The following is a 16990-nucleotide window of genomic DNA, read 5'->3' on the forward strand; positions in this document are numbered from 1 at the left end:
AATCAATTAGTTGGAATTTTTTTCAATTTTAATGTAAAATCTTTATGTGACTATAATAAAATATTAATATATGTCTTTAAGGAGTGATTAATATAAAAAATAAAAATCGCATTTTAGAATTTATTTCTTTATTTTTATTCTTTGCTTTCTTTTTAATAATAGAATTTTTTATATTTACACTTGTAGGAATTGGTTTCTTATCTTTTCTAGGATTTGATTATAATTCATTCTGGTCTGTAATCTTGTTTTTCGTAATATATTTTTGTGCTGCTATTCCAACAGACTTCTTATGTATAGCAATACTTGATATATTCAAGTATATAAATAAATTTTCATATTTTAATTATAAAATTTTAGAATTTATAACGGAGATTACTTTAACATTTATTACAATTAATTTTATAGATTTTTTGATGAATTGTATAAATATTCCATTATATACAGAGGTACTATTTTCAATACTTAACTATCTTTTATCTCAGTGTATAGATTTTTTAGACAAAGACAAAAATAAAGATTCTATCTCAAAATAAAATTTTGAGTGTAATATAACGAAGGTCTGAATTTAAATTTCAGACCTTCGTTATATTACTAAAAACATTTATATCAATACACTTTCTATTTGCTTAGTCATTTCAACCGCATTATCAAAAAATTCATCTATAGTAACTACTTCTGAGCTTACTCTTGAATACTCTCCTGCAAAAGATACTATATGACTTTGTATATTATCAAGTATAGTATTTTTATTTATTTGTTTATTAATTAAGCCTATAAAATCACTTATTAATTCAGTATTTAACATTTCATCTTTTATATCCTCATTTATATTTATTTCTATAAAATTTTCTTGCGAAAATTTCTCAATTTTTATTTTACCATCTATAAAATTACCACTAACTTCCCCAAAACTAAACATCATATTTATAAGTTTATTAGGTTCCTTAGTAAATGCTGAAGAATTTAATGTAACATTTACACCATTTTCAAATTCTAATATGCTAACCATATTGTCACAAACATTATTATCACACATATATACGCATCTTCCATAAGGTCCTTTTTCTAAAATTTCTTTTAAGTTACTTTCACTGGGATTTATATGTACAGAATATTTTATATTTCTATCTTTTTCTAAGTATATTTTTTTTGCAGAGTATGGGCATTTATTTTCTATACTACATCTCAAGCAACTTTCACTCATGTTTAAATTCATATTCTCATTATTTAAATGTTTTAATCTCCCAAATGACGATATTTTTTTACAGTTACTTTCTATTAAGTATATTAAAACATCAATATCATTGCAGTTTCTAGATACTATTATCGGACTTGAATCACTACTATTTCTCCAATTTCCTCTTATATAATTATGTGCATAATTCCAATGACCTATATTATCTTTATACTGTATATTAACTAATTGACCTAGTTCTTGAGATTGTATTATTTCTTTTAATTTGTTAAAAAATTTTGTATATCTTAGCTCATTACATGACATAAAAACTCTATCATTAAATTTATTAGCTAACTCTTTTATATGTACTAATTTGTCTAAACTATTTGTCATAGGATTTTCTAAAAGAACATGATATCCTATTTCTAATGATTTATTTAGATAATCATAATGTCTTTCATCACTATTACATATTATAACTGCATCAGCTATTTTACCTTTTTCAAAAAAATCTTCAAAATTATCAAATACATTATCTTTATTTATATTGTATTTCTTTACAAAAGTGTCTCTTCTTCCCTTCTTAGGTTCTACAATTGCTACAACTTCACATAAGCTTAAATTTTTTTGAATATATTCCCCATATTTATATGTTCCTCTAAGGCCTGCTCCTATTATAGCTACTTTTACTTTTCCCATATTTATACCCCCATTTTTACTTATATACTCTTATATTTTAACCTTATAAAATAATTATAGTATATATTAACAAATGTCTAGTTTAGTTTTTGTTTATTTTATCTAATTTTTTGTTATATAAAAACATATAAAAAGCAGCTGTAAAAATTATTAAATACCCTATAATACTTACTGTATCTGGATAGACATTAAATAAAAATATACTAAATATTGCTGAAAAAATTATATTACTATAATCAAATATAGATATCTCTTTAGCTGGTGAATACTTATATGCTAAAGTAATTCCAAATTGACCTAAGCTTGCAAATATTCCACCTAAAAGAAGATATATAAGTTGTAATAATGACATAGGCTCATAAACCATTATGAATAAAGGTAAAATAACAAGTAATGAAAACATTGAAAAGAAAAACACAATTGTATAATATTCTTCTTTATTTCCAAGTACCCTTAGACAAGTATATGCCATTGCAGCAAATACAGCTCCCATGAATCCTGATAAATACGGAATTGTATCAACACTAAAAGTAGGTTTTATAATAAATAAAGCTCCTATAAATGCTATGATAATCATAGAAATTTGTTTTAAATTAATTTTTTCCTGTAATACGATTGCACAAAATATAACAACCAAAAAAGGACTCATTTTATTTAACATATTTGCATCAGATAAAACCAATTTATCTATTGCATAAAAATTTAATACCATGCCTAATGTTCCAAATATAGATCTATATATTAAAATTTTTCTATTTTCTCTTTTTCCAGTTAAACTTCCTTTATGTTTTAAAATTAGCCAAAGTGCTATTATACTCGATACTAAATTCCTAAAAAATACTTTTTGAAAACTAGGTAAATCCCCTGCTAACTTAACAAATGCTGACATAGCTGCAAATCCAAAAGCCGATCCAATTATACATAATATTCCTTTTATTCTATTTGATTTTATTGCATTATCCATTTTAATTCCTTCCTTCTATAACTATTTTGACTTATTTTATATAAGCTATTGTTTTGTAACAATTAACAAATTATCTATATAATTTTATATTTTTAAAAATATATAGTCAATTATTTTATATTTATCATATACATTTAGAGTAATATAAAATAATTTATTTTACTCTTTTTTAATTTCCAAAAATTATAAATATATTTTAGAAAGGAGGCATAATTATTATTAGTACTCAAAATAATATAAGTTTATTATCTGTTATTGACAATTTAAAGTCTAGCTTGTCCAGTTATTTTAATATTTACAATAACTTTTCATTAAATGACTATTCATTTGACTTTATGGGGGAATTTATTTTATCTAATTCAAAATACTTTTTAAGTAGACAGAAAGTTATATGGTCTTATGATAATAAAGAATATATCTTTGTTAAATCTTTACAAAACATCTCTTTAAATGATTTCGATAACTTTATATTTCCTTTTTCAAATTTTGCATTAAATAATGTTGTAAATATAAACGAAAATCATATGTCTACATACGTAACTTTATTTTTAACTTCTCCAAATATTGATTTAGAATTATCTAGTTTAATAAAAAAATTCAAAAAAAGGAGAAGCTATAAGTTTGGTCTTAGAGGATATTCTAATTTTAGAATTATTCTTTTTAATACATTAACTAAAGAATTTTTCTACAATAAAGACTCTAAAGATATTATTAATTTTTATAAGGAGGTATTGTTATGAATACTTTTACATTATTAATATTTAGTGCACTTATACTAATTATAGCTTATATTTTATACGGAGGTTATTTAGCTAAAAAATGGGGTATTGATGACTCCAGAAAAACTCCAGCTCATACAAAATATGATGGTATCGACTATGTTCCATCTAAAACTCCAATCCTTATGGGCCATCATTTTGCATCAATAGCTGGTGCAGGTCCTATAGTAGGTCCTATACAAGCAGCTATATTTGGCTGGATCCCTGTAACTTTATGGGTTCTAATCGGTAGTATATTTTTCGGAGGACTACAAGATTTCGGTTCTTTATTTGCTTCTATAAGACATGATGGAAAATCTATTGGTGAAATAATAGAAGTTAACATGGGTAAAAAAGGTAAAAGACTTTTTTCTTTATTCGCATGGCTTACTTTAATATTGGTAGTAGCTGCATTTTCTAACATTGTAGCTGATAGTTTCGTAAGTACACCTGCAGCTGGTAGTGCTTCTATTTTATTTATATTTTTAGCTATATTATTCGGTATGGCTGTTTATAGATTTAAAATGCCTTTAAGTATAGCTACTGTAATAGGTGTTATATTGTTATTTGGTTGTATTTATTTAGGTTTTTTATTTCCTCTAGTTCTTCCTAAATACATTTGGATTCTTCTTCTTTTAGTTTATATTTTCATAGCATCTGTAACTCCTGTTTGGATTCTTCTACAACCTAGGGACTATTTAAATTCTTTCTTGTTATATTCAATGATTGCTGGCTCTTTAATTGGTATATGCATATTGAGACCCGAAATACAAATGAGTGGATTTACAGGATTTACTGTAAATAACCAATATTTGTTCCCTGTTTTATTTGTAACCGTTGCTTGTGGTGCTATATCTGGATTCCACTCTTTAGTAGGTTCTGGTACTTCGGCTAAACAACTATATAAAGAAAGTGATGCTCAAAAGATAGGTTATGGATCAATGCTTATAGAAGGTTTACTTGCTATAGTTGCTCTTATAACCGTAGCTTATATATCTCATGGTGATTTTACTAATCTTCTTAAAAATGGTGGACCTGTTAATGTATTCTCTGAAGGTATTGCAAACTTTATGCTATCATTTGGTATCCCTTTTAGTATAGGAAAAACTTTTACATCTCTTGCAATTTCTGCTTTTGCTCTTACTTCCTTAGATACCTCAACTCGACTTGCAAGATTTATCTTCCAAGAGTTTTTTGATGAAGATAAAAAAGAAAATAATAATGATAAAACTAATAAAAATAACCCTCTATCTAATATGTATCTATCAACAGGTATCACAGTTGTATTTTCAGGACTTCTTGCAATTATGGGATACGAAAAAATATGGCCAATATTTGGTTCTGCAAATCAACTTCTAGCTGCAATAGCTTTACTTGCTATAGCCTTATGGCTTGCTAACTCTAAACGAAGTTTTAAAGAATTCATAATCCCTATAATATTTATGTTTATTGTAACTATATTTTCTTTAATGTTAAATATAAAAGCAAATATTGGTGTAAATTATACTTTAGTAATTATAGCATCATTACTTTTAATTCTTGCGGGAATCTTAATCTATGAAGCTATATGCTTAATCTATAAAAATAAACATTCTCTAAAAAATTCAAAGTAAATAATTAATTACTAAAGGAGCTGTATCAAAAATATAAAAATTTTGATATAGCTCCTTTTTATCGAAAATCCACATACTTTTTACTTATCATTTATACTTTGTATATATAGACATATTAAAAAAATAACTTATGCAATAATTATGTAAATTAATTTGTAATATTCAAAAACTTTTAAATAAAATTGTATTTATTAAGTTTTATAATTTCATTTATTTTCTTTTTTATAATTTTATGATAAAATAATTAGTATATTTTGATTTGCTTGGATATAAATTTAAATGCAAAACTTGAACATAATATATATGTAATAAATTTTTAGTTTCAAGCGCAATATCGTTATCATAACTAAATGTTTATAAAAATTAGGAGGATTAATATGGGCTTAAAAGACAAATTTGCAGAGTCATTCGCTAGATCAAAAACTATGAGTGCATCTGAACAAAAGGCTAATGAAATAATGGGGAAATTACTTCTAAGAAAAGCAATCGTACCTATGGTTTTAATGTTCGTCGTAATAATAGCTGGATTTATGCTAAAGATAAATTCTTGGGCTATACTAGGAGTAAATTTAGTTATAGCGGCGGGAACTTACTTCTACATAAAAAAAGCTAGTGAAAAATATCAAAATTTCAAACCTTATGCAGGTAATTTAATTAGTTTAGAGAAAAAAGGCAAAAAGGATTATGTTGCTATTATAAAACAAGGTAAATTACCTATAAAATTACAAATAGCTTATGGTGGGGAAGATCTTGAACATATCAAGAAAAATCAACAAGTTCAAATATACTATAATCCAGAAGCTAAAATATCTATATTAATTAGTAAATAATTATAAAAATAAAGCTGCTCTAAAATTTATATTTTAGAGCAGCCTATTTTTTATTTTTTTAGTAACTTTTAAGCATATTCTTTATATATTTTCAAAGCTTTTGCTAATTGATCTGGGCAAGATGTACCTTTATTTTTACATGGAATGTCCTCTAACATGCTTATTATATCATCTATTGTTTTACCTTCTATTAAATGTTTTATAGCTATTAAACTGCCTGCACAGCCACCTTCAAAAACAACATCTACTAAAACATCATCTTCTATATCTAGTAAAATAGATTTTGAACAAACTCCTTTTGTATAATATCTATACATGCAAACACCTCCTACTTTAATAAAATATGTTTTTTACAGTTTATTAATAACCTTTATTTCAATTTCAAAAATAATAACTCTAGCATTTAACATATATGTATGCTTTAATTTATTTATAGATAATTTAATTAATATTTATGAAAGGATGTTTAAAATTGGACAAAAATAATTTTTTTGATAATTACTTTAAACTTTTAACTTTATTATTTTGGCCTATTATTTTATATAAATGGCTATTTATAGCTAATGAATCTGTAGAATATAAATTATTTATAATTTTTGCTATTTTATCTATAATTTATATAATCTCATTTTTATTTATTTTCTATAAAGATAAAAATATAAAACTTATAACAATACTTTATCGTATAAGTACTTTGTTAGCATTTTTATTTACACTTGGAAGTTTCTTATTATTTCCTAAGAATTTATTCTGGTTATATTTGAAAATGTTATTCCTTATTCTCTATTTTTATTTTTCTTGTGTTAAAGTGTCTAAGTATAAAATAGATGAAGGTGTTGTTGGAATTATTGGTTCTATTTTATTATTAGTAATAACTATATTCTATTAAATTATATATATAAGGAAATATTAGACATATATAATTTTTTCTGATATTATTTAAACTAAAGGTTAATATTAATAATTAAATAGAATATAAAGGAGTTAACTATTATGGAAAAAAAAGTTTTAGCTACAATTGGTCAAAAAGAAATAACTAATTTAGACATCGAAAGTGCTTTAAGTAGTCTTGATCCATATCAAGCTATGCATTTTAATACAGAAGAAGGAAAAAAACAATTATTAGAAGATTTAGTTAATCAAGAATTATTCTTCATAGAAGCTCAAGAAGAAGAATTACATAATGATGAAGGCTTTAAAGCTGAAATGAAAAAAATAGAAGAAAATATGTTAAAACAATATGCTATAAATAAAGTTCTAAGCAGTGTTAAATTAACTGAAGATGAAAAGAAAGCTTTCTTTGAAGCTAACAAAAGTAAATTTAATAAATCAGAAACAGCTTCTGCTAAACACATATTAGTAGACAATGAAGATACAGCTAAAGATATTCTTAATAAAATAAATGCTGGTGAAGTATCTTTCGAAGACGCTGCTGCTGCACATTCTACTTGCCCATCTAAAGATGCTGGTGGAGATTTAGGTTCATTCCCTAGAGGTCAAATGGTTCCTGAATTTGAAGAAGCAGTATTCTCTATGAATAAAGGTGAAGTAAGAGGGCCTGTTCAGACTCAATTTGGATATCATTTAATAAAATTAGAAGATATGCAACCTGGTGGGGAATCTGAATATGAAGAAGTTCAAAGTGAAATAGAAAAAACTTTAATGTACCAAAAACAAAGTCAAGTTTATGGTCAAAAATTAAATGATCTTAAAACTAAATACCAAAATACTATTAAATTTAATGATTAATAAAAATAAAAGCGTGGTGAATTTCACCCGCTTCTATTTTTTTATTTAATTTTTTATTTAATTTTCTATGCACGCATTTTTTCGTAGCAATACCCTATTATATCCCTTCTCTTTATTATTCCTATAAAAATTTCTTGATCATCTATTACAGGAACAAAATTTTGATTCATAGACTTAGATATTAAATCTTCTATATTAGCATCTATAGATACAGGAGTATTGTCCATTCTTCTTTTTATACTCATTATAGGTATATCTTCTATGCTTCTTAGGTCTAAAGAAAGATCATTTTTTAACGTCCATAATAAATCCCCTTCGGTTATTGTTCCAACGTATTTTCCTTCTTTATTAATTATAGGGATTGCAGAATATCTGTGATATTCCATCTTCTCTAAAGCTTGCCTCATAGTGTAGTCTTCATATATATACGCAACTTCACTTTTAGGTGTTAGAAAAAACAATATGTTCACAATACTACACCTCCATATACTTTTGTAATAACTTCTATCTTTTACAAAAGCAGTATAGTTGTTTTTTTCTACATTATTAATTCTAACATATTTAGAGTTGTATTTAAATTTTTATTTTAAAATATTTTTTTTGGGTATATACTTACTAGATTCAATTTAGGAGGCATCTACATGATATTTGATTATAATAAAGAAGTTGAAAATATATTAAATAAAATTTATGAAAAAAAAATACATGATATAGTTATAAAAACTAATACTAAATCCATTGATAAAAAAAACATATATAGTTTATCAAATACCATAATATCTACTAACGTATATTTAGGAAGTGATTTTGATGAATTTATTATCAGTTTAATTCCTTCTGGTAAAGATGGTTATTTCTTTAGATGTGAAATTGCTAGAAACAAAAATTACTCTTTTCCAAAACTTTACGATTACCTTGGTAACCCATTAAAAAATCCTAGCTATAATAAATTTGCATATCAGCTTTGGGAAAGCAACATGAACGATATGTTAATATCTGATATTCAATATAAATTTAATCAAAAGGATTTTAATAAATTTGTTAAAAACAATTTAAAATATATTATAGATGATTTAGTTTATACTATTAATAAAAATAAAAAATTAGAAAATATAATCTTACCTATAAAAAGTAAAAATGATTTAATTCCTGTTATTAAATCCATGCTAATTAATAAAGAGCTTGACTTCTCATGGATTGAACTTATTGTAGATATTGATATGATTAGAGATTATATGTCTAAATTTTCAGTTGCACTTAATATGTATGATGAATTTGATATGATAGACGATAAATTAGAGTTTTGTATTGATAATTTTTGTAAATACAATTCAAATGAACTCTTTGACTTATTAGTAAATGAAAAAAACTTTGTATTTAAAAAAGGTATTGGACTAATAAAAAATAATAATAATTAGAATAATAAAAAGCCGCTATTAAGCGGCTTGAATTTCACATATTACTAGACTTACTAATATATATGAATTTTAATTATAATCTAACTACGTTAGCAGCTTGAGGACCTTTAGCTCCTTCAACTACTTCGAATTCAACGTTTTGTCCTTCTTCTAAAGACTTGTATCCATCACCAGTTATAGCTGAGAAATGTACGAAAACATCTCCTTCACCTTCTACAGATATAAATCCAAATCCTTTTTCATTGTTAAACCATTTAACTACACCAGTTTTCATTTAATAAATCCTCCTAAAAAAACACAAATATTTAGCTACTTTGCTTTGTAACTTTACTTTCACTTTAGCATATATATTTGTTTTTGTCAAACATAATTAAGTTTATACTTTTTTTATAGTTATATTGTTTAAATAATAATTTTTTATAGTTTAAAAACTTAATTTATTAATAAAACAAAAGTTAATAATTAACTTTTATTATATGAAATCTTATATCTTTGTCACTCCATCCTAAATCCCAAGGAACTAATAATCTATCCGTATTATGACATGTTACTAAAGGATAACCTTTTGAATCTATTCCTGTTACAGTAGATACATGAGTTATTCTTCCTCCCTTTTCATATCCCACAAAATCACCTGGTCTTAAACTATAAGCTTGTTTGTATACATCTTGATAAGAACCTTTTGCAACTAATGTTGCTCTTCCACTGTATATCATATAGTTTTTAAATGCTTGAGCATTCACCCATGCTTTTGTTCCATCTCCATTATTATAATTCCAAGTCCCATTCTTTTTAAATCTTCCACTTTCAAACATTATTTGTGAAGCAAAATTCGCACAATCTCCACCTTCTGGATTATAATCTCTATACTTAGAATTAAACTTTAGTCCATATTCTTCATCGGCTGCTGCTCCACAATACTGATGTGCATAATTTACAGCATTTTGTTGCTCTGCACTTAATTGTAATTTTTCTTGTTCTTTAGACATTATATAATTTTTTATGTCTTCAGATTTTATATTTTCTAGATTTAAAGAATCTGCAAATGGATCTGTATACCATTCCTTAGTTATTACATACTGATTATCTCTTATTTTAACATTTAAATAATGATATGTACCTATTCTAAACATATTCTCATTATCTAGTTGATTTTCATATGAATATTTATACTCTGTAGATACTGTACATATAATTCCATAAAGGTCTTCTTCTTTTTCCTTTATTTTTTTAACCTTTACTTTTGTTTTTATATCTTTAAATTTAACACCTTGTTTACTAGACCAATTCTCTAAATATCTCATTTTTTTTACTTCATGTTCATAAGCCCATAATCCAAATTTCTTATGAGTTTCATATAATTCTTTTAAACTATCTTCATTTTTCTCTAATAAAGCTTTGTTTCTATAATCAAATAAATTTTCTAATAATAATTTGTACTGATCATTCATTTCATCATTTTCAATAGTACTTGTTTCTATTACCTCATCTCTAATTTTCTGCTCTAGATTAACTTTTACACATAATGCTAAAGTAAAAATTAAAAATGCTGATAATATAGTGTATTTGATGTACTTATTTTTTCTTATGAGTTTTTTCAACTTTATACCTCCCATTAAATATAACACCCTATATTTTTCAAATATATACTTTCCTATATTAAATAGAATTTAGTTATTTTTTATTTATTATATCCAATTAGAGTTAAATAATTTTATTTATTTCTTATTATTAAATTAATCATTTATTAATATATTTTTTATTTTATTTTGTTGTAGATACTACTTTTTTATAACCTTTAGTAGTAATATATATTTATAACAACATGTATTTAATTATGGAGGATTACTATGTTAAAAAAAGTAGCAGCTATAAATGATTTATCTGGGGTGGGAAAATGTTCTCTGAGTGTAGCTATTCCTATTCTTTCGGCTTTAAAAGTTCAATGTTGTCCTTTCCCAACTGCAATACTTTCAAGCCAGACTGGATATCCTGAGTATTCATTTTTTGATTTTACAAATGAAATGATTACATATTCTAATGTATGGAAAAATCTAAATCTTAATTTTGATTGTATATATACTGGCTTTTTAGGATCAAAGTATCAAATTGAAATAGTCTCTAAATTTATAAAAGAAAATAAGACTTCTCTTATAGTTGTTGATCCCGTAATGGGCGATGATGGTCTTGTTTATCCTGTATTTGATACTGAAATGTGCAATAAGATTAAAAATTTAGTTAAAGTTTCTGACCTAACTACACCAAATCTAACGGAAGCATGTATATTAACAGGAAGAAATTATTCTAAAAAGAACTTTACTAGAGATGAACTTATTAACTTAGCTAAAGATGTTTGTAGTATTGGACCTAGTAAAGTAGTCATTACAGGCATATTAGAAGGAGATAATATACTTAATCTAGCTTATGATAAAGCTATTGATAAATACTTTTTTACATCTGTAAAATATAATAATTGCTCTTATAGTGGTACTGGTGATATATTTACATCTATTATTTCTGGATTATTAACTAATGGTTATGATTTAAATTTTGCAGTTATTACAGCAACCAACTTCATTTCAAAAACTATTGATTATACATCTAAATTTAATATTGATAGAAATGATGGCGTAATGTTTGAAAAATTTTTATGCGATTTAACATGTATATAAATAAGAGGCTAATTATAATATTATAACTAGCCTCTATTTCCACGTTGTCTAAACTCATATATGTCCTTTTTTATATAATATTAATATTTAGTTAATTTTGATACAATTTTATTTTAAATAATTAGTCTATATATTATTTAACTTTTATAAAATGTATTATATATGTTTTTTAAATGGAGGTATATTTATGGATATAAATCAAAGATCTAAAGAATTTGCTCGTTATATTAAAAATACAAATGAGTTTAAGCTTATGAATAAAGCCAAATTTGAAATTGAAAAAAATAAATCCTTAAAAAAACAATTAGACAATTATATAAATACAAAAAATAATATATATTCTAGATACAAATTAGAAGAAGCTTCTAAAAAAATTAGTCAATTGAATAGAGATTATACTAATTTTTTTAATGTTCCTATTGTATCTAATTATATGAATGCTACTAGAAATTTTAATTCTATGATGGATAAAATTTATAAAGCTATAGAAAATGAGTTATTAAAATAAAAAGAATGCCTAGGCATTCTTTTTATTTTAAGCAGTACTGTTAATTTTTACATATCATCTAAAGACATCATATTTTGCATCATCATATAATAATTCATCCACATATCATTCATATCTTGACATTTACACATATATGGATTCATATATGGCATATCTAATGATGGATATTTATTACACATATTTCCCATATATTGCATTGGTGCCATATTATACATAGGATTTACATAACTTGAACATAAATTACCTGTACATAAATCACTTTCTTCTACATAAATTATTTCATCATCTTCATTTTCATTTTCTAAACAATAATTTTTAGTATTACACATTGCATCACAATTTAAATATTCATTATTACAAACTTTCTTCTTTGGCATTTGACAACCACAGTTTGCATTTTTATCACATATAATATCTTCTTGACACATAGTTTGTTTATCACAAATTCCTTTTACATTTTTATCGCATTTATCTAGTTTTACATTACACTTAGAAATCATATCTTCACATTTTTTAGAATTCATTTGGTACGCTTTTATCTTTTCCCCTTCTACCTTAAAACACTCTAATGCCTTTTCATTACATTTCATAGCTTGAGCGTATAAATTTTTAGCATTTTTATTAAGTTCTTGAGCTTTTTCATATAAACATTTAGCTTTTTCACAATTAATGTCAGCTTGATTTTGTGCCTTTTCAGCTTCTTTAAATAAACATTTAGCATCTTGGGAAAGTTGATCTGATTTTTCCATTAATTCCTTAGCTTTGCATTCAGCTGCTTTAGATTCCTTTTCATTGCATTTAGCTTTTTGTAATAAATTATTAGCCTTTGCTGATAATACCTGTGCTGATTTTTCGCATTCTTTAGCTTGATCATAAGTTTGTGTAGCTTGACATTCAGATTCTGAAGCTTTATCAAATAATTCTTGAGCTTTTTTTGCTAAATTTTCACATTTTTCTACACATGTAGATTCATAATCTTCACAAGAACAATCTACATATTTTTTAGTTGGCTTTTTACAAGATTTGCAATTATTTGTTAGCTTGCATGTGCTTGCAGGTTTCCATGTATCTACTGATTTCTCACATGGATTACAACTCTCATATTGAGGAGTGCATGAACACCATTGTTTTTTTTTCTTTCTCATAATATGTCAAAACCCCTTTGCAGTAATTTTTTAATTCCATAAACAAAACTTATGTTGTTTATTATAATTATATGATAGGTATCTAATCTGGTTACTAGTTATTTAGTATTTATCCCTTAATTGCCAAAATGAAAAAATTTTAAATCTATTTTACATCTATAGTTACTAAAAATTTATTATACTTTTCCAATTATATTTTTATGTTTATTACATATCATATATACAAGCGTTATATAAATAAACTTGTGAAATTTTTTTAGAACGGAGTGATTAAATGACTTCAAATGAAAATACTAATGATTATTGCTGTAAAAATGCTTCAAACATAAAATTTTTTATGTCCAGTCATCCTATAATATCTACTGGTGCAGTTACTGGTTCTATTTTAACAACCGCAAGTATAATTAGTCCTAATGTTAGAAAATTTACAGTTCCTTTATTTAAATCTTTAACTAAGCATCAATTAAAATTATTTGCTGGCTTAGGACTATTATCTATAGCTAATTATATTGCTAATAACCCAGAATTTTCGGATGATACAGAAGAAATAATATTATAATTTTATTTAATTAAAAAAGGCAGTCTAGAAATTAATATATAATTTCTAATTCTGCCTTTTTAATCTAATGTTATCAATTTTTCATTATAATATAATTGAACTTCTTTTATCCAAGTTCCCTTATATTCTTCTTGAAGAATATTTTTAACTATATTATTTATAGTATATTCTTTTACATTATCATTTAAATAGTCATCTTTCCAAGAATACCTATTTTTATCATTATCTTTAATTTCTAATAACTCTAATTTAGCTATATCATTACCATAAACGGTGGCCTTTATAGGTAATCCATTAAAACACTCTTTTGATATTGCATTTAAAATCACATTTATTTTTTCTTCTAATGTACTACTATCACTAATTGATAAATACTTAGTTTCTTTCAAATCCTTTATACTTATTTGTATAGGTAGATTAATTATATCTCCTGACTTTATTTGACTATTTTTGTTAGATTCTAAGTTATTTTCACTTTTTATAAGAGATTCGTCCGATTCTATAACACTAATATTTGATAATTTATAATCATTATTTGTACATGCCGTATTTAATAAAGTGGTAGTAACTAAAAATAAAATCACTGCTAATTTATTCATAGGTATCCCTCTTTTTTATATGTATTTAAAGTTTATTATATCATAGGAATCCTATTTTTTTAGCTTTTTATTATATTTCTTTTAATTTATTTTTAGTTTTTGTTTAAAAAAACACTTAAATCCTTAAAAAACTATATTTATTAATAAATATTTATGTTCTGTGATTTTACATTTACGTTATATTGTTTCTCTAGATTTTCCAATTGTTTATTTAAAATACCTTTAATTTCTCTTATATTTTCATTTATAGTAGTTTTATCAGATACTATATTTTTATTTACTAATCCTTGTAATAATATATTTTCTGATGATTTAATATCAAAATTAATCTTATATTTTTGTATTGGTAAATCTAATGTAACATCTGAATTATATCCATTTATATTAATATTATTTGCAACAGGTATATTTGTATTAATATTTACATTTCCATAATTAGGATTATTTATTCTTTGATTAATTGCAATATTTTCTGGAATATATGATTCTATATCATTAATAAATATATCTTTATCATCTGAATAAATATTTATATCTCTAGCTTCTATATTTACATCTTTTATTCCTAACAATTCAGACATAGCTAATTGAACACTCCCATTTGACTTTATGTCTAATTTAGATAATTTTAAAATATCTTTAGGTAGACTTACATATCCTAATGATGTTTTAAATGTCAAATTATCTAAAAATATATCATCTTCTATTTTTAAATTTCCAGATTCAGTTATAACCTCTATATCTGCATCTTTCGGTATATATACAACTATACTATGATTTGTATTTTTGTATATATTTTCTACAACTATATTTAATAAATCATTTAAGTTTTTTATATTATAAAAATCATTTACTTTGCTCCTACTATTTTCTAGCTGCTTTATTTCTAATAAGTTTTCATTAGAGTTAACTTCAAATTTAGCATATTTATCTTTACCTTTTTCATTTATAACAATATTATTTTTATTATGTTTTTTTATTACTATATTACTATCAATCGTTGAAATATATAATTTATTTATATCAACATCTTTATTATATATATTAGTTTCTCTGTTTATCTCTTTTTCTGCATTTGACATAACCTTCATAAAATATGGCATTGATTTTATTCCCGAAAATATTGTGCCTATAATTCCTATTATTATTAATACAACAGCAAATATGGAAAGTTTTTTATTCATTTTTGTCCTCTCCTTCCCTATCAATTATTTCATCATTTTTATAAAACTTTTCTTTTTTTAGCTTTTCTTTTTTTTCACTTGCATTTATATATATATTTCTAGTCTTTAACCAATTTATATAATTTTTAATTAAATCTTTACAAAATCTAAGAATAAATATATAAATTTCCCACGCAAGTATTTGTACTCCTATGAATCCAATAGAAATAAATATAAGCAAAGATGCTACTTCAGGTGTAGTCCATATAAATTTAAGTATAAACGGAACCCCTACAATAAAAGCTATTAGGGATGTTACTAATCCTGCCCCTGTAGATATTAACATTATAGCTAAACTAAAGGATGGAATTATTAAAAATAATGATAGCGCTATTAGAATTATTTTTATTAAATCTCTAGATATACTTTTTCCCTCATTATATAAATCAGGTGTAAGCTTATCACTTATATATCTTTTAATTTTAATATATTTTTCTTTAGTTCTAACTTTTATTTTTTCAAATTTATCACTTATTATATCTCGTCTAGACAGTTCTTTCTCATTATTTTCTTTCATTTGACCTAAAAGTTCTCTTGATATAGTTTTAGGTGATCCTAATGCAGATATTATTTCCATGTCACTTTTTCCTTCTATAAGTCCATTCACAAAATACTCTTCATAATCTCTCAATATATCATTAACTTCATCTTGTGAAAAATTGTTCTTTAAATAATCCTTTAAAATTTCTAAAAATTCAGTTTTATTCAAAATTAGTTCCTCCTTCATCATCATTTATTAAAATATTTACAGCTTTTACAAAATCTTTCCATTCCTTTAATAATTTACTCAAATTTTCCATTCCTAATTTAGTTATCTTATAATATTTTCTAGCTGGGCCTTCGTTTGATTCTAATATATATGTTTCGAAATATTCTTCTTTTGTAAGCCGTCTCAAAATAGGATATATAGTTCCTTCATTTACATCTATTACTTTAGAAATATTTTGTACTATCTCATATCCATACATATTTTTCTTAGAAATAAGAGCTAATACACATATTTCTAACACGCCTTTTCTAAACTGTGTATTCATTTAATTTCTCCTTTCTTAAAATGCACAGTATTATGTTTTACA

20 protein-coding genes are annotated in these 16990 nt (G+C 24.3%); 9 read left to right on the forward strand and 11 right to left on the reverse strand.

Annotated features, from left to right (window positions below):
• Positions 1–83: 83 nt before the first annotated feature.
• Positions 84–533, forward strand: a complete 450-nt coding sequence (locus tag CHF27_RS14655) for a YrvL family regulatory protein (RefSeq protein WP_095404947.1) — start codon at positions 84–86, stop codon at positions 531–533.
• Positions 534–601: 68 nt separating this feature from the next.
• Here CHF27_RS14655 and CHF27_RS00405 read toward each other — a convergent pair whose 3' ends face one another.
• Both CHF27_RS00405 and CHF27_RS00410 read right to left on the reverse strand, forming a co-directional pair.
• Positions 602–1876 (reverse strand): Gfo/Idh/MocA family protein, encoded by a 1275-nt coding sequence (locus CHF27_RS00405; protein ID WP_095404946.1) that lies wholly within the window; start codon positions 1874–1876, stop codon positions 602–604.
• Positions 1877–1958: 82 nt separating this feature from the next.
• Positions 1959–2840, reverse strand: coding sequence for a DMT family transporter (locus CHF27_RS00410; protein ID WP_095404945.1), 882 nt, complete (start codon positions 2838–2840; stop codon positions 1959–1961).
• Between the two features lie 736 nt (positions 2841–3576).
• On the opposite strand from CHF27_RS00410, the gene CHF27_RS00420 reads away from it, so the two are divergent.
• Positions 3577–5211 (forward strand): carbon starvation CstA family protein, encoded by a 1635-nt coding sequence (locus CHF27_RS00420; RefSeq protein WP_095404943.1) that lies wholly within the window; start codon positions 3577–3579, stop codon positions 5209–5211.
• 377 nt (positions 5212–5588) lie between these two features.
• The gene (locus CHF27_RS00425; RefSeq protein WP_095404942.1) at positions 5589–6041 is read left to right on the forward strand and encodes a hypothetical protein; all 453 of its coding nucleotides are present in this window, start codon (positions 5589–5591) and stop codon (positions 6039–6041) included.
• A 68-nt stretch (positions 6042–6109) separates the two neighbouring features.
• Here CHF27_RS00425 and CHF27_RS00430 read toward each other — a convergent pair whose 3' ends face one another.
• A complete protein-coding gene (locus tag CHF27_RS00430) occupies positions 6110–6358 on the reverse strand; it encodes a TIGR03905 family TSCPD domain-containing protein (RefSeq protein WP_095404941.1) in 249 nt (82 codons plus the stop codon).
• A gap of 155 nt (positions 6359–6513) precedes the next feature.
• Here CHF27_RS00430 and CHF27_RS00435 point away from each other — a divergent pair, with 155 nt between their 5' ends.
• Both CHF27_RS00435 and CHF27_RS00440 read left to right on the forward strand, forming a co-directional pair.
• Complete coding sequence (locus CHF27_RS00435; protein ID WP_243444913.1) at positions 6514–6930, forward strand: hypothetical protein; 417 nt, start codon at positions 6514–6516, stop codon at positions 6928–6930.
• A 104-nt stretch (positions 6931–7034) separates the two neighbouring features.
• Positions 7035–7790 (forward strand): peptidylprolyl isomerase, encoded by a 756-nt coding sequence (locus CHF27_RS00440; protein ID WP_095404939.1) that lies wholly within the window; start codon positions 7035–7037, stop codon positions 7788–7790.
• Positions 7791–7855: 65 nt separating this feature from the next.
• On the opposite strand, the gene CHF27_RS00445 is transcribed toward CHF27_RS00440, so the two are convergent.
• Positions 7856–8260 (reverse strand): CBS domain-containing protein, encoded by a 405-nt coding sequence (locus tag CHF27_RS00445; RefSeq protein WP_095404938.1) that lies wholly within the window; start codon positions 8258–8260, stop codon positions 7856–7858.
• 171 nt (positions 8261–8431) lie between these two features.
• Here CHF27_RS00445 and CHF27_RS00450 point away from each other — a divergent pair, with 171 nt between their 5' ends.
• Positions 8432–9208, forward strand: coding sequence for a hypothetical protein (locus CHF27_RS00450; protein ID WP_095404937.1), 777 nt, complete (start codon positions 8432–8434; stop codon positions 9206–9208).
• Positions 9209–9281: 73 nt separating this feature from the next.
• Here CHF27_RS00450 and CHF27_RS00455 read toward each other — a convergent pair whose 3' ends face one another.
• A complete protein-coding gene (locus CHF27_RS00455; protein ID WP_095404936.1) occupies positions 9282–9482 on the reverse strand; it encodes a cold-shock protein in 201 nt (66 codons plus the stop codon).
• A gap of 181 nt (positions 9483–9663) precedes the next feature.
• Positions 9664–10809 carry an amidase domain-containing protein gene (locus CHF27_RS00460; protein ID WP_095405113.1) on the reverse strand — a complete coding sequence of 382 codons (1146 nt, stop codon included), beginning with the start codon at positions 10807–10809 and terminating at the stop codon, positions 9664–9666.
• Between the two features lie 249 nt (positions 10810–11058).
• Between CHF27_RS00460 and CHF27_RS00465 the strand changes: the two genes are divergently transcribed.
• The gene (locus CHF27_RS00465; RefSeq protein ID WP_095404935.1) at positions 11059–11880 is read left to right on the forward strand and encodes a pyridoxamine kinase; all 822 of its coding nucleotides are present in this window, start codon (positions 11059–11061) and stop codon (positions 11878–11880) included.
• Between the two features lie 187 nt (positions 11881–12067).
• A complete protein-coding gene (locus CHF27_RS00470; protein WP_095404934.1) occupies positions 12068–12388 on the forward strand; it encodes a YlbF family regulator in 321 nt (106 codons plus the stop codon).
• A 47-nt stretch (positions 12389–12435) separates the two neighbouring features.
• Here CHF27_RS00470 and CHF27_RS00475 read toward each other — a convergent pair whose 3' ends face one another.
• Positions 12436–13533, reverse strand: coding sequence for a hypothetical protein (locus tag CHF27_RS00475; RefSeq protein ID WP_095404933.1), 1098 nt, complete (start codon positions 13531–13533; stop codon positions 12436–12438).
• Positions 13534–13807: 274 nt separating this feature from the next.
• On the opposite strand from CHF27_RS00475, the gene CHF27_RS00480 reads away from it, so the two are divergent.
• Entirely contained in the window at positions 13808–14092 is a 285-nt protein-coding gene (locus tag CHF27_RS00480; protein WP_095404932.1) for a hypothetical protein, read from the forward strand.
• A gap of 59 nt (positions 14093–14151) precedes the next feature.
• On the opposite strand, the gene CHF27_RS00485 is transcribed toward CHF27_RS00480, so the two are convergent.
• The 4 genes from CHF27_RS00485 to CHF27_RS00500 all read right to left on the reverse strand — a co-directional run bounded on the left by CHF27_RS00485 (position 14152) and on the right by CHF27_RS00500 (position 16948).
• Positions 14152–14691, reverse strand: coding sequence for a hypothetical protein (locus CHF27_RS00485; RefSeq protein WP_095404931.1), 540 nt, complete (start codon positions 14689–14691; stop codon positions 14152–14154).
• Between the two features lie 140 nt (positions 14692–14831).
• A complete protein-coding gene (locus tag CHF27_RS00490; RefSeq protein WP_095404930.1) occupies positions 14832–15875 on the reverse strand; it encodes a DUF4097 family beta strand repeat-containing protein in 1044 nt (347 codons plus the stop codon).
• Positions 15868–16623, reverse strand: a complete 756-nt coding sequence (locus CHF27_RS00495) for a DUF1700 domain-containing protein (protein WP_158534710.1) — start codon at positions 16621–16623, stop codon at positions 15868–15870. The genes CHF27_RS00490 and CHF27_RS00495 overlap by 8 nt, the downstream gene beginning before the upstream one ends.
• Entirely contained in the window at positions 16616–16948 is a 333-nt protein-coding gene (locus CHF27_RS00500; RefSeq protein WP_095404928.1) for a PadR family transcriptional regulator, read from the reverse strand. The genes CHF27_RS00495 and CHF27_RS00500 overlap by 8 nt, the downstream gene beginning before the upstream one ends.
• Positions 16949–16990: the final 42 nt, after the last annotated feature.

Origin of the sequence: Romboutsia maritimum (genome assembly GCF_002251085.2) — a bacterium.
Classification (GTDB): Bacteria; Bacillota; Clostridia; order Peptostreptococcales; family Peptostreptococcaceae; genus Romboutsia_B; species Romboutsia_B maritimum.